Origin of the sequence: Vibrio sp. 10N.222.54.A3 (genome assembly GCF_041474095.1) — a bacterium.
GTDB classification, from domain to species: domain Bacteria; phylum Pseudomonadota; class Gammaproteobacteria; order Enterobacterales; family Vibrionaceae; genus Vibrio; species Vibrio crassostreae_C.
Window position 1 is genome coordinate 1 of the sequence record NZ_JBFRTN010000019.1, and the last position, 18,898, is coordinate 18,898.

Consider the following 18,898-nt stretch of genomic DNA (forward strand, 5'->3'; position numbering starts at 1 on the left):
CTCGGCGCACAACAAAAAAGGCTTACTCTGATGAGTAAGCCTTAGAAATCATTGCGAATACAGATGACTCTCGCTGAATTACGCAGCGGGAGCATTACTCACTAAAATTTCGCGAATAGACTTAAGCGTCGCTTCCGTTGAATGATAATCCAATTCAACTTCACTAAAGATGCCGTTCACTTCAAGCATTAAGGTCGGGTAAGAAAATACACCCATCGCTTCTTTAAAGCCTAGCTGGTCATCTAACTCACTTTCCAATAACTTGCTAGAAAGGTCATTTTCAAACTGTTGAACATTCATACCTAGCTCTTCAGCCAACTGCAAATGTGTGTCTTGGCTATGTGGCAACATCGCACGAAGGTAGTAAGCATGTTGAATCGCTTCAAGCATCGCTTCGTAGTGGTCTTGAAAACCTGCAGCAATCACGGCACGGCACGCAGGGTAAGTACTGCGAACAGGTTGGCACTCTGTCCAAAAATCATGGTTAAACTCAGTACCCAACTTAGCTTCGATCTGCTTCCAAATCGCTTGCAGCTTGCCTTTCATCTCTTCTGACATTGGCTCATCAGAATCCGGGGCCAAACCACCCACTACATAGTTAAACTCAATGCTCGCAGGCAATTGTTGTTTCAATAACTCAAGTGTTGGCTTGTAACCCCAACACCAGCTGCACATTGGATCATGCACATAATGAAGTTTTACGTTCATTGTTCATTCCTTATCGAGTCAATGATTCGATCAATTCAAACAAAAAAGGAGCCTGATTAAGGCCCCTCATTTTAACTATTCAGCGCAAAGGCTAGAACTTATTCAGCGTCATCGCCAGCAACTTTAGCCGCTGCTTCTTTGATGATTGGCTGAAGTTCGCCTTTTTGGAACATCTCAAGAATGATGTCACAACCACCGATTAGCTCACCTTCAACCCAAAGTTGTGGGAAAGTTGGCCACTGTGCGTAAGCAGGAAGCTCTGCACGGATATCAGGGTTTTGTAGGATATCTACGTAAGCAAATTTTTCGCCACATGCCATTAGAGCTTGAGACGCTTGAGAAGAGAAACCACAGCTAGGTAGCTTAGGAGAACCTTTCATGTACAGTAGAATAGTGTTTTCTTCAATTTGCTGTTTGATTTTATCGATAGTTTCCATTGCTTCCTCGTTAATGGATTACGGCTTTTATTGCCTTTATTCTACCCCAAACTAAAAGAATAAAAACCATATAAAAAAAGCGGTTAACAAGCTAAGCTAACAATTCACACAAAAGTAATGAAATAAGCTTTTAATAAAGTAAAAACTTGCTAAACTATATCGCAAGTCAGCAAATTGACCATGGTTGGCAGTATAGCGAGCCATGAATAATAATATCACTGGAAGCAATCGAAAGAGTTAACTCTTTCATATCAATGGAGAATTGAGCAATGGCATTTGAACTACCGGCTCTTCCTTACGCGAAAGACGCGCTAGAACCACACATCTCAGCAGAAACGCTAGATTTCCACCACGGTAAGCACCACAACACTTACGTTGTTAAGCTAAACGGCCTTATCCCAGGTACTGAGTTTGAAGGCAAAACACTAGAAGAGATCGTTAAGACTTCTACTGGTGGTGTTTTCAATAACGCTGCTCAAATCTGGAACCACACGTTCTACTGGCACTGTCTTGCTCCTAAAGCGGGCGGCGAACCAACTGGCGCTGTTGCAGAAGCTATCAACGCTGCATTCGGTTCTTTCGAAGAATTCAAAGCGAAATTCACTGATTCAGCAATCAACAACTTCGGTTCTTCTTGGACTTGGTTAGTTAAGAAAGCTGACGGTTCTCTAGACATCGTTAACACTTCTAACGCTGCTACTCCTCTAACAGAAGAAGGTGTTACTCCACTTCTAACTGTTGACCTATGGGAACACGCTTACTACATCGATTTCCGCAATGTTCGCCCTGACTACATGGCTGCATTCTGGAACCTAGTAAACTGGTCTTTCGTAGAAGAGAACCTAGCTAAGTAATTATTGCTTACGCTGCGCTATTTATAGCGAGTTATCTATTGAAAGCTCATGCCTCGGCGTGAGCTTTTTTGTATCTGTCGTGTTCCACAAAATCTAAACATTTCGTAATAAACCCGCCAATAGCGCTTATTTCTCGAACTATTGATAGCCTTCTTCCCAACCCTACATAAATTCTCTATTTGCCTGTAATTAAACACTAAAGTTTGCCGACTCCATGCCGTTAAAGGTGTATCCAATGAGAGGCGACATGCAAATACATACTTTAGACAAACCAGGAATCATCAACGAACTGAAGTTCGGCATCGGGATCAGCCAAGCGGTTGAGCAAGGTCGCCGTGCAGATTTCGCGTTGCTGTTATCTATGTTTTCTAATGATGTCCGTGATTGCACGCCAATTGACACCATTGAAATCACAGAGACAAATGAAGATCGCCTGCGCAAACAATTTGGCATAGCAGAACCTCAACAACTGCGTTCAAACCAGTCTTCATATGAGATTTCAGCTCAGCAATCTAATCATTTTCATCAAGCTAGCCTTGCCAGCGCCAAGCTCAGCCATTACTTGAAACCTGAAGCGCTTGCCTTCATGCCTGAAGATACAGCCGACTTACCCGAAGAGGTTTACCAAAACCTTTCTGGTCATGACCGACGCAAACTCGCAAACAAGCATTTACCTGATTTGCCACATGCCACGCTCTACAATGAGCTAACCACCGCGCAACGTCAGTATCAAATTCAAGCTCAAGTATAGCGGTCGCCTACCTTTCCCTTTTTCGCTGTCTATCCATAGCTCTTCTTCGACTAACTCGCACACTTCAAAGTATTCACACGAGTGATATGAACCACTAGCCTTAGGCAACCTAAAAACACCTGATGTCGGTTACCGCTTGAAGTTACTACAAAATGTGACGTGCCACTAACTTCATAAAAACTTATTAATTGGCACACCTTAGTTTGAACCAATTCACACCCGTTGTACAAATTTTAACCCATCCTTATCCGACATGGACGATTTGTTTAGGTACTGGGATGGAAATAAAAAGCTCAATCATATTGGTGACATCTGCCGGCTCGCGACTGGGGGGGGCGATTGCGAACCACTTTGTTAACCTTGGAGCCACCGTCATCCTTTGTGATAAAGACACGGAAGCACTTAAAGCGACGTATCTACAGTGTGCCCGGTTTTCTGACTCTGTTTACCACTACACGCTCAAAGGCAATGACAGCCAAGCGATTCTCAGCGTATATGATTTTATTCAAACCACCTTCAACACGACACCCGATGTGCTGGTCAATAACTGGATAAGCTCCCCAATGCCTAGCCTAATTGGCGATCAGCCTGTGAGCAGCTTTATTAATGATCTCTCATCGATGGCATCGACCCTGTTCGCATTTGGGCAAATCAGTGCTGAGAGATTGCGAGAGGAAGATAAGGAAGGCGTGATTGTGAATGTGATATCTCATGATGACTTTCACGATGTGTCTGGCTTAGAGAGCGCAAACTCAATGATCACTGGCTTTACCCATAGTTGGGCGAAAGAGCTGACTCCCTTTGGCATTCGAGTCGGTGGCGTTGTTCCCGCCGTTCATAACTCCGATGGCAAGCTCAACCGATGTCACTGGGCGCAGCTGCAAGACGAGCTGACCAGAACAACCGAATACATTGTCTCGAATGACTACTTCAGTGGGCGAGTTGTCGCGGCAGAGGTTTAACTCCCTATTCCAATTGAACATGACTGGCTCAGCTCATATTAAGTAGCAGAGCTATTGCCTCTCAATCCGTTTTACAAACGAACCAAACATAAAAAAAGCCCCAGTCTCTCGACTGGGGCTTTCATCTTTTCCCGATAGATAAGTATCGTGCTAGCGAAAACTTATCTCAAAACTAATGCTTACTTATTATGCGTTAGCTTTTTCTTTTTTAGCTTTTGGCGCTTTCGCTTCAGCTGGCTTTTGGTCTGCTTTCTTAAGGATAACTGTAGTACCTTCGAAAGTTTCGCCTTCAACGTATGGTTGGCCGAAGTAAGAAGTTGTTAGAACTTCTTTTAGCTCAGTGATTAGAGGGTAACGTGGGTTAGCACCTGTACACTGGTCATCGAACGCTTCAACAGCTAGCTCGTCTAGTTTAGCGATGAAGTCAGACTCGTTAACACCCGCAGCTTGGATAGATAGTGGGATGTCTAGGTCAACTTTAAGCTCTTCTAACCAAGTCAGTAGACGTTCAATCTTCTGAGCTGTACGGTCACCAGCTTGGCTTAGGCCTAGGTGGTCAGCAACTTCAGCGTAACGACGACGTGCTTGTGGACGGTCGTACTGAGAGAATGCAGTCTGCTTAGTTGGGTTATCGTTCGCGTTGTAACGTACAACGTTTGAGATAAGTAGTGCGTTAGCAAGACCGTGTGGTAGGTGGAACTCAGCACCAATTTTGTGAGCCATTGAGTGACACACACCTAGGAATGCGTTCGCAAATGCTACACCAGCGATAGTTGCTGCGTTGTGTACTTTCTCACGAGCTATTGGGTCAGCCGCACCATTTTTGTAGCTTGATGGTAGGTATTCTTTAAGCATCTTAAGAGCTTGAAGAGCTTGACCGTCTGAGTACTCGTTCGCTAGAACAGATACGTAAGCTTCAAGAGCGTGAGTTACTGCATCGTAACCACCGAACGCTGTTAGAGACTTAGGCATGTTCATTACTAGGTTCGCATCAACGATAGCCATGTTTGGCGTGATTTCGTAATCAGCTAGTGGGTATTTAGCACCAGTCTTGTCGTCAGTAACAACAGCGAATGGAGTAACCTCTGAACCTGTACCTGAAGTTGTAGTGATACATACAAGCTCAGCTTTTTGACCCATTTTAGGGAACTTGTAGATACGTTTACGGATGTCCATAAAGCGCATTGCTAGTTCTTCGAAGTGAGTTTCTGGGTGCTCGTACATAACCCACATGATCTTAGCAGCATCCATTGGAGAACCGCCACCTAGAGCAAGGATTACGTCAGGTTGGAAGCTCTTCATTGCTTCAGCGCCTTTCTCAACAACAGATAGCGTTGGATCCGCTTCTACGTCGAAGAAAGTTTGAACTTCGATGCCTTGTGCTTTAAGCAAGCTAACTACGTCATCTGCGTAACCGTTGTTGAATAGGAAACGGTCAGTTACTAGGAATGCGCGTTTCTTACCTTCTAGGTCGCTCATTGCGATTGGAAGGCTACCACGACGGAAGTAGATAGACTTAGGTAGTTTGTGCCACAACATGTTTTCAGCTCGCTTCGCTACAGTTTTCTTGTTGATAAGGTGCTTAGGACCTACGTTCTCAGAGATAGAGTTACCACCCCATGAACCACAACCTAGAGTTAGAGAAGGTGCAACGTTGAAGTTGTACAGGTCACCGATACCACCGTGAGTAGTCGGGATGTTGATTAGGATACGAGCAGTCTTCATCTTGTCACCGAAGTAACGGATGCGGTCTGCGTTAGTATCTTGGTTAGTGTAAAGACCAGATGTGTGACCGATACCACCGATTTCAACCATAGTTACCGCTTGAGCAACTGCGTCTTCGAAGTCATCTGCGCGGAATAGACCTAGAGTTGGAGATAGTTTCTCGTGAGCGAATTCGTCATCGTAAGAAACTTTACCAAGACCTTCACCTACAAGTACTTTTGTATCAGCAGGAACTTTAACACCAGCCATTTCAGCGATTGCTGGAGCAGGTTGACCTACGATTTTAGCGTTTAGGTTGCCGTCGATAAGCAGAACTTTACGTACTTTATCAGCGTCAGCTTTAGATAGAACGTGAGCTTTGTGAGAAGCGAAACGCTCTTTAACTTCGTCATATACTTCGCTAACTACGATTGCAGCTTGCTCAGAAGCACATACTACGCCGTTATCGAAAGTCTTAGACATAAGGATAGATGCTACAGCACGTTTGATGTCAGCTGTTTCATCGATAACGACAGGAACGTTACCAGCACCAACACCGATAGCAGGCTTACCTGAAGAGTATGCTGCTTTAACCATGCCTGGACCACCAGTAGCAAGGATAAGTGCGATACCGTCGTGCTTCATAAGCGCGTTAGAAAGCTCTACAGATGGTTGGTCGATCCAACCGATGATGTCTCTTGGAGCACCAGCTGCAACAGCTGCGTCTAGAACTAGTTTCGCTGCGTCGTTAGTTGAGTTCTTTGCACGTGGGTGTGGCGAGAAGATGATGCCGTTACGTGTCTTAAGAGAAATTAGAGATTTGAAGATTGCTGTAGAAGTTGGGTTCGTTGTTGGAACGATACCACAGATGATACCTACAGGCTCAGCGATAGTCATTGTGCCTAGGTTGTCATCTTCTTCTAAGATGCCACATGTTTTTTCGTCTTTGTATTTGTTGTAGATAAATTCAGATGCAAAGTGGTTTTTGATAACCTTATCTTCAACAATACCCATTCCAGATTCAGCAACTGCTTGTTGAGCAAGTGGAATACGAGCGTGGTTAGCAGCAAGAGAAGCTGCGCGGAAGATTGCGTCTACTTTCTCTTGAGAGAATGTTGCAAACTCTTCTTGTGCTGCTTTAACGCGAGCTACTAGAGCATCAAGTTCCGCTAAGTTAGTTACAGGCATGGTGGATCTCCTAAAATAATAAATATTAAAAACTTTTTATTAAATTCGCTGCTTGCCGTTAACCTTAAACACCAGCGTTCTTAGTAAATTGCTTTCAGGGCTGAGTATATTATTTCACTGTGTGAAAAAAATTGACCCAGATCAGTTACCCAAAAAGAATTAACCAGAAAGTAGTAAGGCAATCGCAAAAATGAACTTAAGAGCATGATTTGTATAGATTAAACTCACACTTTTCGTTCGCGCAAAAAACAAGCAAACAGACAACTTTTTTCTACATAGCGTAATAAACTGTAAAAAAGTTTCATTTTTAGTCCGTTAAATTACATGTATACAGCTATATTCGTGCTACTGAGAGTATATCCATAGCGTTGTACGGGCTAGATTCTGACATAATTTTTATTAATTTCGTGCGTCGGTTAACAGTTACTCAATAATAAATTACAAAATGAAACACTACCAACTAGCTTGCAACAGGCTTAAAACAAAAGTGAGATTCAATTAGTTTTTCTAAAAAGAATCACCCATTTCAAGTTAGTTTTTTTCATTCGCGTAAATTGAGTTTGTCCCTTACATTACGCGCCTAAACTATTCACAGATCAACCCTTCAACCTTAAGTACGCTAACTGGAGATCGCTCTCATGCAAGGCTTAGAACTCGCAATTTTTATGCAATTCTTCCTTGGGCTTGTTGCTGCCGTAAACCCAATCGGCATCATGCCTGTTTTTGTTTCTCTTACTGCTCATATGCCGCCAGAAGAGAGGAACAGGACAGCCTTACAAGCAAATATTGCTGTTGCCGTGATCTTGATTATGTCACTTGTTGCAGGGCAAATGCTGCTTGATATGTTTAGCATCTCGTTGGATTCATTCCGCGTTGCTGGTGGCTTACTGTTATTGAGCATCGCATTTTCGATGATGAGCGGTAAGCTCGGTGAAGATAAGCAGAACAAACAAGAGAAGTCTGAATACATCAGCAAAGAGCAGATCGGCGTTGTTCCACTTGCTATGCCGCTAATGGCAGGCCCAGGTGCAATCAGCTCGACCATTGTTTATGGTTCTCGCTACCCTGCTGCTATTGATACGGTCGGCATCGGCATTAGCATCATCGCATTCGCAACGTGCTCTTGGCTTTTGTTCCGTTCAGCGCCGGTTATCGTTCGCTTTTTAGGTCAAACGGGTATCAACGTGATCACTCGTATCATGGGTCTGATTCTTGGCGCATTGGGCATCGAGTTCATCGCCAATGGCCTACGTAATCTGTTCCCAGGCTTGGCATAACGTTTAACAACATTTCGGTTGCTCTATAAAGGGCAACAATATTGAAATATAGATGAGGCGAGTAAAGCAATTGGGCTTTCACTCGCCTCGTTATTATGAAGCTTGTATAATGACTGTTAATGCATTTAACAGAAGACGAACCTCTCCTTATGTCACGCAAGCCACTCAAGCATCATTTGTACGTCATTATCTTTGGTACTCACACGCCAGCCGGACGTGCATTTGATATAACTCTGATCGTTGCAATCTTGGCTTCGCTGTTGGTTCTGATCTTAGAATCCATCCCTAATGTGATGACCGAATGGTCACAACAGCTGCGTTATATCGAATACACCTTCACTGCACTCTTCACTCTTGAGTATTTGTTAAGGCTCTATTGCTCCCCAAAGCCAAAATCTTACGCCACCAGTTTTTATGGTGTCGTTGACCTATTGGCGATTCTTCCGACCTACCTAGCAATCATCTTCCCAGGCGCTTCATTTATGGGTGTGGTGAGACTGCTGCGTGTGATGCGTATCTTCCGAATTCTAAAGCTGGTTCGCTACCTGCAAGATTCCAATATTCTGTTGCGCTCACTATTAATGGCACGACGAAAGATACTGATCTTCTTTAGCACCGTCGGCATCTTGGTGGTTATCTTTGGCGCCTTGATCTTTGTTATTGAAGGTCCTGACAATGGCTTCACCAGTATTCCTCACAGTATCTATTGGGCCATCGTGACTATCACTACGGTAGGTTATGGTGACATGGTGCCGCAGACCGCGCTTGGTAAAGCCATAGCATCACTGACCATGCTATTGGGTTACTCTATCTTAGCAGTGCCAACCGGGATCATTACTGCAGAACTCAGTAATGAGATGAACTCGCACAAAGAGTTGGTTAAGTGCCCGAACTGTAACCGAGCGGGTCATGATTCAGACGCCATGTATTGCAAGCACTGTGCTAGCGAATTAGCGGATCCAGACAAGCGTGTCGTCACCGACGAGAAATAAAAGCAGACACGAGATTCGAGTAGCGAGATGCGAAGAGATTTAAGGGCAGTTTCGAGGGCCGAATAACGAGGTAGCAATAAACTAAAAAGGGTTGACGTTTGTCGTCAACCCTTTCGGTTTATCAGCTAATAGAATTTAAGCAATCTTGCCTATTACGCTTTCTCAGCAAGGATAATGCGCAGAGTACGACGTAGTGGTTCTGCAGCACCCCAAAGTAGTTGGTCACCAACCGTGAAGGCGTTTAGGAAGTCGTTACCCATCGACATCTTACGCAGACGACCGACAGGTACAGACATTGTGCCTGTTACTTTCGCTGGTGTTAGCTCCTGTGCCGTGATGTCGCGGTCATTAGGAATCACTTTAACCCAATCATTGTGCGTTGCGATGATCTCTTCGATCTCGTCCATTGGCACGTCTTGCTTAAGCTTGATCGTTAGTGCTTGAGCGTGACAACGCATTGCACCGATTCGTACACAAGTACCATCAATTGGGATTGGCTGACCATCTAGACCAAGAATCTTGTTCGCTTCAACACCGGCTTTCCACTCTTCTTTACTCTGACCGTTTTCACGCTTCACATCGATCCAAGGAATCAGTGAGCCTGCAAGCGGAGCACCAAATTGGTCTGTTGGGAATGAAGATGAACGAATCGTATCAGCCACTTTCTTATCGATATCAAGAATTGAGCTTGAAGGGTTTGCTAACTCAGAACTTACGCTGTCGTTGATCACACCCATTTGTGAGATCAGCTCACGCATGTTCTTAGCACCCGCACCAGAAGCTGCTTGGTAAGTCATGGCACTCATCCACTCAACCATGCCTTTCTCGTACAGACCACCTAGAGCCATAAGCATTAAGCTCACAGTACAGTTACCGCCAACGAACGTGTTGGTGCCGCTGTGAATGCCTTGCTGGATTTGAGCCAAGTTAACAGGATCAAGAGTGATGATTGAATCAGCATCCATACGCAGAGTAGATGCTGCATCAATCCAGTAACCTTTCCAACCTGCTTGACGCAGTGCTGGGTATACTTTTGATGTGTAATCGCCGCCTTGACAGGTAATCACAGCATCAAGCTGTTTTAGGCTATCAATATCAAAAGCGTCTTGAAGTAGACCCGCATCTTTACCACCTAAAACAGGGGCAGGAATACCAATCTGAGATGTGCTGTAATAAACAGGCTCAATCAAGTCGAAGTCTTTCTCTTCAACCATACGTTGCATCAGTACAGAACCAACCATACCGCGCCAACCAACTAGACCTACTCTCATCGCTCACTCTCCATGTATAAATTAAAAATTGCTCTCCCCCATCTATAAGTTTTTCAGAAACAGAACTCAAGTGCTTTTTGTCAAAAAGTGTAACTTTTTCGTTTCTTTTAAGTGAACGTAATGAATCGTGCAGTTATCTCTGTATCGACATTCCATCTCCACCTCATTGATTAAGCGTCCATTATCGTCAAATTCAAACATTTACATCGCCAAAGTCGATTCAATCGACGCTCATCACAAACAGTAAACCCCTCTTTTAAACCAAGGTTAATCAGAGTTTTATCTTACAAAACGAAAACAACGTGCGACAGATTTCAACATGTAACAATCATGAATGTAACAAAAATTTAGATTATGAAACCACAATTGATTGAGTTAACAGTCAAATATCACAACTTGGGCGTATTTTTTCGATATAATAAACTAATTACTGTAGTGTCCGTTTTGCACCACACACTATAACGAAGCACTATAAATGCTCGAAATCACAAGAGGCTTTTATGAAGCAGAGTAAAACTCGCCTACCGAACCTATTGCAGGTATTCATCGCGTTAGGACTATTTCTATCCCTTGCTTTTTCCTTTACTGCAAAGCTTGACCTTCCAATTCAACTTGCCTTGTATATTGGCTGGTTCATTATCATGGTTCTTGGTATTCGTCTTGGACACCAATACAAAGACTTAGAAAAAGCAGCACTCAAAGGAATATCCAATGGCTTAGGCGCGGTTTTAATACTTTTAGCCGTTGGCGCTCTTGTTGGTACTTGGATCTCAGGCGGGATCGTACCTACTATCATTTACTATGGTCTGAAAGCTATCCACCCTTCTATCTTCCTTTTAGCGACCATGATCATCTGTTCTCTAACTGCATTGGCGACCGGTACTTCTTGGGGTGCTGCGGGTACAGCAGGTATCGCGATGATGGGTATCGGCCAAGGCCTAGGTGTTCCAGCACCGATTACTGCAGGTGCCGTGCTGTCAGGCTGTTACTTCGGTGACAAGATGTCTCCTCTTTCTGATTCAGTGATTCTGGCTTCTTCAATGTCTGGTGTTGAAGTGGTTGAACACATCAAGGGCATGCTTCCAGTTGCGTTAATCAGCTACGTGATTACAGGCATCATGTTTACTGCGTTTGGTTTCCACTACGCGGGCAACGTTGACATGAGCCAAGTAGACTCTGTCATCAAAGCGATGGAAGTTCAGTTCTACATCACGCCTTACTCATTCGTTCCGGTACTTATCGTGCTTGGTCTGTTGGCTTTCCGTATGCCTTCATTCCCGGTCATCAGTTTTGGTTCTCTGCTGGGTATTATCTGGGCAGTCATGATCCAAGATATCGACTTCCTAACGGCATTCAACACTGCTTGGGCACCGTTCTCAATCTCATCTGGCGTAGAGTTTATTGATTCGATTCTTAACCGTGGCGGCATGTCTTCAATGCTAGGTTCAGTTGCGGTTATCGTATTTGGTCTAGGTTTCGGTGGCTTACTGGATAAAGTGGGCGTACTAGAGACAATCGCTAAGGTGTTTGAGCGCCGCGTAAACAGCGCAGGCTCACTAGCGACGAGCACAATTGGTACGGCCTTCATGGGTAACGTGTTCGGTTCTGCAATGTACGTATCGTTAATCCTTACGCCAAAAATCTGTGCGAAAAACTACGACCGTTTAGGCTACAAGCGTAAGAACCTATCTCGTAATGCTGAGTTTGGTGGCACGCTAACGTCGGGTATGGTTCCCTGGAGTGATAACGGTATCTACATGGCGAGTATTCTTGGTGTTGCGACGCTGTCTTACGCACCCTTCATGTGGTTAAGCTTCATCTGTATCATCGTGACTATCGTGACATCTTACATGGGTTGGTTCGTTGATAAGTGTGAACCAACAGCACCAGCGTTTGAAGCTGAAGAAGCGACCGAGTTAAGCAAGCAACAAGCTTAAGTTCAGGAGCTAACGCTTTCGAACGTAACTCAAAACGTTAATGGATAAATGCAAAAAGAGCGCCCTAGAGCGCTCTTTTTTGATCTGCTGATTTACTTATTTATCTATTTATTGGCGGTTCGTTTACCCAACCAGTAACCGATGCCTAACGGTGCAAAGAACACTACTAAGATAAACAGGATGAAGTAGATAATCACACCTTTGATTAACTCCATTAGCTTATCAATCGCCAGTACCACCACCTCTTGAGAGACGCGATCAAGGTCTTGCGTGAACAGTTCTCTTTCTGAAGTCACAATGCCGGCAATCTCGATGCGCTCTTTCGCAATCATCTCTACTAGAGCTTCTCTCTCACGTGTCACCATTTTTTCTAATGCCACACGTTCATCACTCAGCATCGCTAATTTTTGGTCGGTTTTATCACTGAGGTCGTTGAGCAATGGTTGCATTTCTGTCGACATAATAGAAGCCAGTGTTTGCATGTACTCCGGATTGTTCTCAATGAAGTCTTGCATGCTTGCTGATGTTTGACGAAGGCTTTCCAGCGTCATCGATAGGTCTTCACCCGTTAGTGAGCTATTCAATGCAACCAACTCCGCTTTCCACGACATCAGTTTTGGTGTCTGGTCAGCCATAAGGCTTAAACGATCAGATGCGTCACTCATTGCTTCTGGCATGGTGCCTAAGCTCTGAACGATTTGCGATTCGTCTTTACCAAGGTAATTTAGCCATTCACGGTAAGCAGGTGTGCTTCTGAATGTGAGGTCTTTAAATGGGTGGCTAGCAGAAAACTGCGCAACGAACGCTTTGCTGTTTTTGAAATCACTCGAGCTCAATACACCCTTTGCCAGCTTCTCGGCTTCTTGATCAAGAAAACGAGCAGCCTCTACCGCATCATCCGTCGCGAATAGGTCCGCGCCATCGCCTTGGCTATAAAACTGATTCATTTGGGCAGTGAAAACCCACGAGTCAATTAACGCAGACATTGGGGAAGTTTGGTAAGCCGCTTGTTGTAATCCCTGCTCTGCATGGATCTTCCAAAGCAACACATAAGATTGATGTAAAGTGTCATCAGCAGGATAAAATTGCGCGATTAAATCAGCCGAGTCTTCTACTCGTGTAAAAAACATCTTGGCGTATTCACGCGTCATGAGCCGAGCATTTAACTCTTGTTGAGTGAGGGGCGTCGTTTGACTATCTAACTTAACTTCTAAGAGAGAACAACCACTTAGCACAATGCTAAGCACCAACACCATCCAACTTCGACTCGAAACTCGTAACATATAAACCTCTGACAAAGACTAAGGGCGCTGATTGTATGAGCGCTTCGTCAGAGTATTGTCAAAAATCCTGTAAAAGTTAACGCTGACTGTCTAAATATTCATGAGCAGAATCCACAGAGGCTTTTATAGCCTGCTCTAGTTCAGCTAAATCATGTTCACTGATCGCTCTGGACTGCTTCATTGTCATTTCAATGGTTGCGGCAATGATGGCTAACCGAGACGCTTTAATACTGCCAGCCACGCCTTTTAAGCTATGTACAATGCGAGCCGCGGAGGTTTCATCTTTGGTCAACAAAGACTTAAACTTCTCGTAGTCACCTGCGTGGTCTTGTACAAACACACCAAGCAAGAGTTCGACAGACTCAGCATCACCATCGAGCGTTTCTAACATGTCTTCGATATCAATCGCAGGCTTTGAATCTGTCACACTGGCAACGTGTTTCTCTACTACTGGCGCCTGTTCAGGGACTTGCTGAATAGAGTATTGCGGTACAACGGGTTGGCTTGTAACGTTAACGCTCTGCGGAGGTTGAGAGTCGGAAGACTGGCGCGTTGGCCTGTTCTCGGATACATAAGCGTCACTATCTGCTTGTTTCACTGCTGAGGAAACAACATCGCTATAAGAAGCGTCTTCCTTACTTGAATTAATTTCTAGTTCAGAGCTGAGTTCTTGGTCTGCTTCTTTCATCGTTTTTGTGGACCTAACGCCCCAAAACACTATCCCGCTCATCGCCACCAAACTTAAGCCTAGCATCACCAACAATAGGTTGAATTGACGATCATGGAACTCAGCTTCGAGTTTTATGATCTGTTCATTTACTGAGTTTTTCTTAATCTTATCAACCAAATAGTTAAGCTGAGCATAATCACTCAACAATGCTGACGCATCAGCCAGTAGTTGTTGGAGTGCATCTTGTTCTTCGTTTTCTAAGGAATAAGATTTTTCTAGAATGGAATCAAAGGCGCGATAAGTCGCTGACGAACTTTGATTTTCAGAATACATGGCTTCAAATACCACAACACCGAATTCGTTGAGGAGCGGTTTTAGCTGAGGGGAAAGCTCTTTATCAGCACGCAAGATCTTAATGTTATCAACGATGTCTTGAACTTGGCTTTCTATTGGAATGAACTCATCGAACTTTTCTAGGAACTGATCAGCTACGTACAACAGTTGGTTGACATCAGGACGAAACAAGGCGTGTTGGAAATCAGATTCAATCTGCAGTCGGATCGAATAAACCAACTGAGCATCGAGTGCGAGATCATTGATACGAGAGACTCGAAGCGGTTCTGAGAAATAAAGCGATTGCCTCAATTCGTTGACTCGAATACCGAGCTCTTCGATTTGAGCTAGAGAATTGGTGTAGGAACGGCTTAGATTAAGAAGAGCCAATGAAGGAAGTAACCACAGAGCCAAGAGCACAACCAAAAAGGTGGCTGGTTTTTTAAAGCGTTTGGGCTTTGCTACTGATTGTTCCATCTATATTCCTTGTGCGTGTTAACTTGAAGCCATGACCGTAGCTAAAAGATTAAGCACAAAATAAGCGACAACGTCCTGCTGCCGCTTTTATCCGTTAACTTCGGACTATGACTTATTGCGAGTCAGTTGGTCACGTAAGTTCGGTGGAGTGCCTTTAATCGTTAGCGTGTCTGTCTCCGGATCGTAAAAGATACGTTCGCCTAGAAGCAGACTATCAAAACTAACATTCAAACCGCCACCAGCACCAACAAATTTTGTTAGTTTACGCATAGTTGCGCGATCGGCTGGGAAGCTGTCTTCTAACTCGTAGCCTTGCTCACTAGTATAGTCAAAGAAGCTTGTGCCATCTGTGCTTGCTGGCAACTCACCAGAAAGTTCACGAACTTGTACTTCATCGCCCGCTTTAAGCTGCTCGTTACAGTAATCCGCAACCTGCTTTTTGTAGCTGATCGCTTCTTCTTTCTCTAATTTAGAGTCAGAAACGAAGTCTTCTACCGCTTGCATCAGTACTTGGTTTTGCTGTTTCGCATCCAAACCAACTTCAGCTTGTAAGAAATCTAAGAAGAAATCCGCGACTTTACGGCCAACACGTCCTTTAATGTAAGTTAAGTAACGGTTTGATTCTTTATCAGTCTCATAAGTTGAAAGGTCTAGACGAGCCGCGATATCCATTTTTGAGATATCAAGGTAGTCAGTCGCACTAATATCAAGCCCTTCAGTTACCTTTAGGCTTTGGTTTGAAGGCAATAAACCAATGAAAAGGTAATCTGTTGCAAGTGACTGATATTCAGCCATTACCAAGATACCTTCGTCAGCGAATGGGTACTTTGATAGTTCGTCTTTTAGACGTTGCGCACTCTTTTGAGAAAAATCGTAAAAGTTTGTCTCACCAGCACGAAGTTGATGCAACCACTGCTGGAATTCGCTGTCAGATTTGAAAGAACCAAACCCTTTGCCTGCTTTTGAATTAAAAACACGGTGAAGTTCAGCAACTAGGCTTTCAGATGAAGCATCGTTTTCTAGAGATTCAGCACGATAGTTAACAATCAGCTCATCCTGATCGTTCTTGCTCAGCTGGTGTAAAATTACGTTGGAAAGGTGAAGGCTCATAGTGAAAATATTACCGTTCAGGTTTCAGTTGTCGTGCATAGTAGGTTATCATAAGCCGCTTTTACTATCATTATTAGAGTCCTTATGCCGATTATATCTAAATACACAGATGATCAAGTTGAAAAAATCCTAGCTGAAGTAGGTGCTGTACTAACTAAGCACAAAGCTTCGCCAGAACTTTCACTGATGATCGCTGGAAATATCGCAACCAATGTCTTAAATCAGAATGTTGCTGCTTCACAACGCAAAGGAATTGCTGAAAAATTTGCCGAGGCTTTAATTTCTTCTCTTGAAGATAAAAAGTCTCACTAAATTTGATTGACGGATAAAAGAATTATAAATGGTAGACAGCGCAAACTCATATAGCGATCGTGTATCTCGACTGGTTGGTTGGGGTCACTGGTTTGCATTTTTCAACATCATTGCTGCGATGTTGATTGGTACTCGTTATATTACTCAATCTGCTTGGCCAGAAACCTTGCTAGGCCAATTCTATTTGGCTGCATCGTGGGTTGGTCATTTTGGTTTTTTAGTGTTCGCGCTCTATCTATTAGTGCTGTTCCCGCTCACTTTTATTCTTCCGTCGAGGAAGTTATTACGTTTGGTTGCCGTTATCTTCGCGACCATAGGTTTAACTGTCCTACTGATTGATACCCAAACGTATCAAAATATAAACCTCCACCTGACGCCTGTCGTGTGGGAGGTTTTATTCAGTGGAGAGGAATCTGCATTCACGTCTGATTTGCAGCACCTCTTCATTGTTATGCCATTTATCTTCTTACTACAGCTTGGTCTGTCTGAGTGGGTTTGGCGTAAGCAGCGTAAACTGTCTCATAAACACATTGGCCGTCCGATTACTGCCGTCTTCTTCTTGTGTTTCATCAGCAGCCACTTGACCTACATGTGGGCTGATGCGTACTTCTATAACCCAATTACTAGCCAGAAAGCGAACTTCCCACTGTCTTATCCAATGACAGCGAAAAGCTTTATGGAAAAACATGGCCTATTAGACCGTGAAGAGTACCTTGAGCGTTTAGAAGCGAACAAAGAGAACGTAAACCTAGTTAGCTACCCGCTAGAAAAAATTCAATACAACCGCCGCAGTGATGATCTTAATATCCTGATGGTGAGTGTGAACAACCTTCGCTCTGACGCACTTAATGCGACAGCGATGCCAAACAGCTATGCCTACGCACAACAGTCGATCAACTTCACCAACCACTACAGTTCAAGTAACGATATGTTTGGTATTTTCGGCTTGTTCTACGGCCTACCGAGCAGCTACGCAAGCAGCATTGAAGCTCAGGGGTCAAGCGCAGTATTGCTCGATGTTTTAGAGAATCACGATTACAAGTTCGCTGCTTTCAGTGGCGACAACTTTAGCGATGCACTTTACTCGGATATCATCTTCCGAGGCCGTGATGTGATGCCAGAGCAAGCAACTTATGATGACCAGAGTGCCATAAAAGCTTGGTCTAACTGGATTCAATCACCGCAAGCTAAACGCCCTTGGTTTAACTTTATTGAATTAACCACACTGGATAACTTCGCCAGCTACGATTCAAGTTCAGAGTCGGACTCTACGCTAACGACAGCAGAGCGTTTTGCAGCAGACTATCAAAAGTCGGCGACAGCGGCCGATGCTCAGCTAGCAACTATCTACGCTGAACTGGAACGCTTAGAGCTTGCCGATAACACGGTGGTTATCATTACCTCTAACCACGGTACTGAGTTTAACGAAACCAAAACCAACAGCTGGGGTGCAAACTCCAACTACAGTCGTTATCAGTTACAAGTACCACTGTTTATCAGCTGGCCTGGCAAGTCTGCTTCTGAATACACCCACCGTTCTAGTCATCTAGACGTGTCAGTAACACTGATGCAAGAGCTATTGGGTGTATCTTCGAACCCAACAGATTTCAGTAGTGGTCGCAGCCTGTTTAATGAACGTAACAGAAAGTGGATTCTCGCGGGCGACTCTCGTGAACTTGCTCTTGTTACTGACCAGCAAACAACGGTGTTGGATAAATTTGGTAACTACAAATTGTACGACCAAAATTACAAGCGCCTGAAAAACGTAAGCCCTCGCTTACCTGTGTTGATGCAAGGCCTGACAGAGCTACAGCGTTTCTACACAAAAAATGACTAAATAATCAGCAAACAGCAAAGGGAAGCCAATGGCTTCCCTTTTTTATTGCCGTGAATGATTAGAAAACAAGCAACAAAACAAAATTATGAAAATTAAGGGTTTACAAGATCCTCCACCCCTTATATTATTCACGCCACTGGAGGGATGGCTGAGTGGTCGAAAGCACCGGTCTTGAAAACCGGCAACCGTTAATAGCGGTTCTAGGGTTCAAATCCCTATCCCTCCACCACTTTAAAGAAAGCCGCTGAGAAATCAGCGGCTTTTTTGCATCTGAAGCTTTTTAAAATATAAAGCTCATCTAACAAAACTCTCTACAGTCCCAGTTTCAAACCCATTCACTTTATACCTAGTTTTAAATTCCGATCTCACCGTTCTAAACTAAAAGTTCATGCGCCTAAGCCACTCCCCTCATAACTTTACCTGAAAGCCAATTAGATACTTTCTTTTTTAATAGCACAGAAACACTTCACGTATAACAAAAGTTGGGAATACTTGGCTTATTGAATATTAGATTTTGTCGGCTTCTTAATAAACCGAACAATAAATAATCATTCAGAACAAAAATACCAAAAAGCGTTCATAAAAAAAGCAGTCAGTTAATAAGGGTATTTACAAGCGAAAGACACCCTTATATTATACGCGCCATTGGAGGGATGGCTGAGTGGTCGAAAGCACCGGTCTTGAAAACCGGCAACCGTTAATAGCGGTTCTAGGGTTCAAATCCCTATCCCTCCACCACATTAAAGAAAGCCGCTGAGAAATCAGCGGCTTTTTTGTATCTGGCGTTTGCGTAAA

Annotated in this window: 15 protein-coding genes and 2 tRNA genes; 10 read left to right on the forward strand and 7 right to left on the reverse strand. The window is 43.9% G+C overall.

The features are described 5' to 3' along the window. Window positions 1-78: 78 nt before the first annotated feature. Both AB4507_RS05330 and AB4507_RS05335 read right to left on the reverse strand, forming a co-directional pair. Window positions 79-708: a DsbA family protein gene (locus tag AB4507_RS05330; RefSeq protein WP_017061180.1), complete on the reverse strand. Its 630-nt coding sequence runs from the start codon at window positions 706-708 to the stop codon at window positions 79-81. Window positions 709-806: 98 nt separating this feature from the next. Beyond that, on the reverse strand, window positions 807-1,145 hold the full coding sequence (locus AB4507_RS05335; RefSeq protein WP_004741702.1) for a Grx4 family monothiol glutaredoxin: 339 nt from the start codon (window positions 1,143-1,145) through the stop codon (window positions 807-809). Between the two features lie 269 nt (window positions 1,146-1,414). Here AB4507_RS05335 and sodB point away from each other — a divergent pair, with 269 nt between their 5' ends. From sodB to AB4507_RS05350, 3 genes are all read left to right on the forward strand, one after another. Continuing rightward, entirely contained in the window at window positions 1,415-1,999 is a 585-nt protein-coding gene (gene sodB / locus AB4507_RS05340; protein ID WP_004734050.1) for a superoxide dismutase [Fe], read from the forward strand. Between the two features lie 247 nt (window positions 2,000-2,246). Next, window positions 2,247-2,750, forward strand: a complete 504-nt coding sequence (locus tag AB4507_RS05345) for a VC2046/SO_2500 family protein (protein ID WP_276605597.1) — start codon at window positions 2,247-2,249, stop codon at window positions 2,748-2,750. Between the two features lie 278 nt (window positions 2,751-3,028). Further along, on the forward strand, window positions 3,029-3,712 hold the full coding sequence (locus AB4507_RS05350) for an SDR family oxidoreductase (RefSeq protein WP_017061182.1): 684 nt from the start codon (window positions 3,029-3,031) through the stop codon (window positions 3,710-3,712). Between the two features lie 186 nt (window positions 3,713-3,898). On the opposite strand, the gene adhE is transcribed toward AB4507_RS05350, so the two are convergent. Then, window positions 3,899-6,604 carry a bifunctional acetaldehyde-CoA/alcohol dehydrogenase gene (gene adhE / locus AB4507_RS05355; RefSeq protein ID WP_017061183.1) on the reverse strand — a complete coding sequence of 902 codons (2,706 nt, stop codon included), beginning with the start codon at window positions 6,602-6,604 and terminating at the stop codon, window positions 3,899-3,901. A gap of 638 nt (window positions 6,605-7,242) precedes the next feature. Between adhE and AB4507_RS05360 the strand changes: the two genes are divergently transcribed. Next, a complete protein-coding gene (locus AB4507_RS05360; RefSeq protein WP_017061184.1) occupies window positions 7,243-7,881 on the forward strand; it encodes a YchE family NAAT transporter in 639 nt (212 codons plus the stop codon). Between the two features lie 149 nt (window positions 7,882-8,030). Beyond that, window positions 8,031-8,873: an ion transporter gene (locus tag AB4507_RS05365; RefSeq protein WP_029235134.1), complete on the forward strand. Its 843-nt coding sequence runs from the start codon at window positions 8,031-8,033 to the stop codon at window positions 8,871-8,873. Between the two features lie 152 nt (window positions 8,874-9,025). On the opposite strand, the gene asd is transcribed toward AB4507_RS05365, so the two are convergent. Next, window positions 9,026-10,144 (reverse strand): aspartate-semialdehyde dehydrogenase, encoded by a 1,119-nt coding sequence (gene asd / locus AB4507_RS05370; protein WP_017629874.1) that lies wholly within the window; start codon window positions 10,142-10,144, stop codon window positions 9,026-9,028. A gap of 500 nt (window positions 10,145-10,644) precedes the next feature. Here asd and nhaC point away from each other — a divergent pair, with 500 nt between their 5' ends. Continuing rightward, the gene (gene nhaC / locus AB4507_RS05375) at window positions 10,645-12,081 is read left to right on the forward strand and encodes a Na+/H+ antiporter NhaC (protein ID WP_017063453.1); all 1,437 of its coding nucleotides are present in this window, start codon (window positions 10,645-10,647) and stop codon (window positions 12,079-12,081) included. A gap of 104 nt (window positions 12,082-12,185) precedes the next feature. On the opposite strand, the gene AB4507_RS05380 is transcribed toward nhaC, so the two are convergent. From AB4507_RS05380 to yejK, 3 genes are all read right to left on the reverse strand, one after another. Next, window positions 12,186-13,364 (reverse strand): chemotaxis protein, encoded by a 1,179-nt coding sequence (locus tag AB4507_RS05380; RefSeq protein ID WP_372182346.1) that lies wholly within the window; start codon window positions 13,362-13,364, stop codon window positions 12,186-12,188. Window positions 13,365-13,440: 76 nt separating this feature from the next. After that, a complete protein-coding gene (locus AB4507_RS05385) occupies window positions 13,441-14,844 on the reverse strand; it encodes an Hpt domain-containing protein (RefSeq protein ID WP_102398080.1) in 1,404 nt (467 codons plus the stop codon). A gap of 105 nt (window positions 14,845-14,949) precedes the next feature. Beyond that, the gene (gene yejK / locus AB4507_RS05390) at window positions 14,950-15,954 is read right to left on the reverse strand and encodes a nucleoid-associated protein YejK (protein WP_017061190.1); all 1,005 of its coding nucleotides are present in this window, start codon (window positions 15,952-15,954) and stop codon (window positions 14,950-14,952) included. An 84-nt stretch (window positions 15,955-16,038) separates the two neighbouring features. Here yejK and AB4507_RS05395 point away from each other — a divergent pair, with 84 nt between their 5' ends. From AB4507_RS05395 to AB4507_RS05410, 4 genes are all read left to right on the forward strand, one after another. After that, window positions 16,039-16,266 carry a YejL family protein gene (locus AB4507_RS05395; protein WP_004734063.1) on the forward strand — a complete coding sequence of 76 codons (228 nt, stop codon included), beginning with the start codon at window positions 16,039-16,041 and terminating at the stop codon, window positions 16,264-16,266. Between the two features lie 28 nt (window positions 16,267-16,294). Continuing rightward, the gene (locus AB4507_RS05400) at window positions 16,295-18,103 is read left to right on the forward strand and encodes a DUF3413 domain-containing protein (RefSeq protein WP_017063450.1); all 1,809 of its coding nucleotides are present in this window, start codon (window positions 16,295-16,297) and stop codon (window positions 18,101-18,103) included. A gap of 138 nt (window positions 18,104-18,241) precedes the next feature. Next, window positions 18,242-18,332 (forward strand) — tRNA-Ser (locus AB4507_RS05405). 418 nt (window positions 18,333-18,750) lie between these two features. Further along, window positions 18,751-18,841, forward strand: a tRNA-Ser gene (locus AB4507_RS05410). The last annotated feature ends 57 nt before the right edge of the window (window positions 18,842-18,898 follow it).

What these genes read in the sequence shown, in the direction of transcription:
- AB4507_RS05365 (WP_029235134.1), top strand. Translation starts at nt 8,031, where the DNA reads ATGTCACGCAAGCCACTCAAGCATCATTTGTACGTCATTATCTTTGGT.
- yejK (WP_017061190.1), bottom strand. Translation starts at nt 15,954, where the DNA reads ATGAGCCTTCACCTTTCCAACGTAATTTTACACCAGCTGAGCAAGAAC.
- AB4507_RS05335 (WP_004741702.1), bottom strand. Translation starts at nt 1,145, where the DNA reads ATGGAAACTATCGATAAAATCAAACAGCAAATTGAAGAAAACACTATT.
- AB4507_RS05385 (WP_102398080.1), bottom strand. Translation starts at nt 14,844, where the DNA reads ATGGAACAATCAGTAGCAAAGCCCAAACGCTTTAAAAAACCAGCCACC.
- AB4507_RS05380 (WP_372182346.1), bottom strand. Translation starts at nt 13,364, where the DNA reads ATGTTACGAGTTTCGAGTCGAAGTTGGATGGTGTTGGTGCTTAGCATT.
- AB4507_RS05330 (WP_017061180.1), bottom strand. Translation starts at nt 708, where the DNA reads ATGAACGTAAAACTTCATTATGTGCATGATCCAATGTGCAGCTGGTGT.
- adhE (WP_017061183.1), bottom strand. Translation starts at nt 6,604, where the DNA reads ATGCCTGTAACTAACTTAGCGGAACTTGATGCTCTAGTAGCTCGCGTT.
- sodB (WP_004734050.1), top strand. Translation starts at nt 1,415, where the DNA reads ATGGCATTTGAACTACCGGCTCTTCCTTACGCGAAAGACGCGCTAGAA.
- AB4507_RS05395 (WP_004734063.1), top strand. Translation starts at nt 16,039, where the DNA reads ATGCCGATTATATCTAAATACACAGATGATCAAGTTGAAAAAATCCTA.
- asd (WP_017629874.1), bottom strand. Translation starts at nt 10,144, where the DNA reads ATGAGAGTAGGTCTAGTTGGTTGGCGCGGTATGGTTGGTTCTGTACTG.
- AB4507_RS05360 (WP_017061184.1), top strand. Translation starts at nt 7,243, where the DNA reads ATGCAAGGCTTAGAACTCGCAATTTTTATGCAATTCTTCCTTGGGCTT.
- AB4507_RS05345 (WP_276605597.1), top strand. Translation starts at nt 2,247, where the DNA reads ATGCAAATACATACTTTAGACAAACCAGGAATCATCAACGAACTGAAG.
- AB4507_RS05350 (WP_017061182.1), top strand. Translation starts at nt 3,029, where the DNA reads ATGGAAATAAAAAGCTCAATCATATTGGTGACATCTGCCGGCTCGCGA.
- nhaC (WP_017063453.1), top strand. Translation starts at nt 10,645, where the DNA reads ATGAAGCAGAGTAAAACTCGCCTACCGAACCTATTGCAGGTATTCATC.
- AB4507_RS05400 (WP_017063450.1), top strand. Translation starts at nt 16,295, where the DNA reads ATGGTAGACAGCGCAAACTCATATAGCGATCGTGTATCTCGACTGGTT.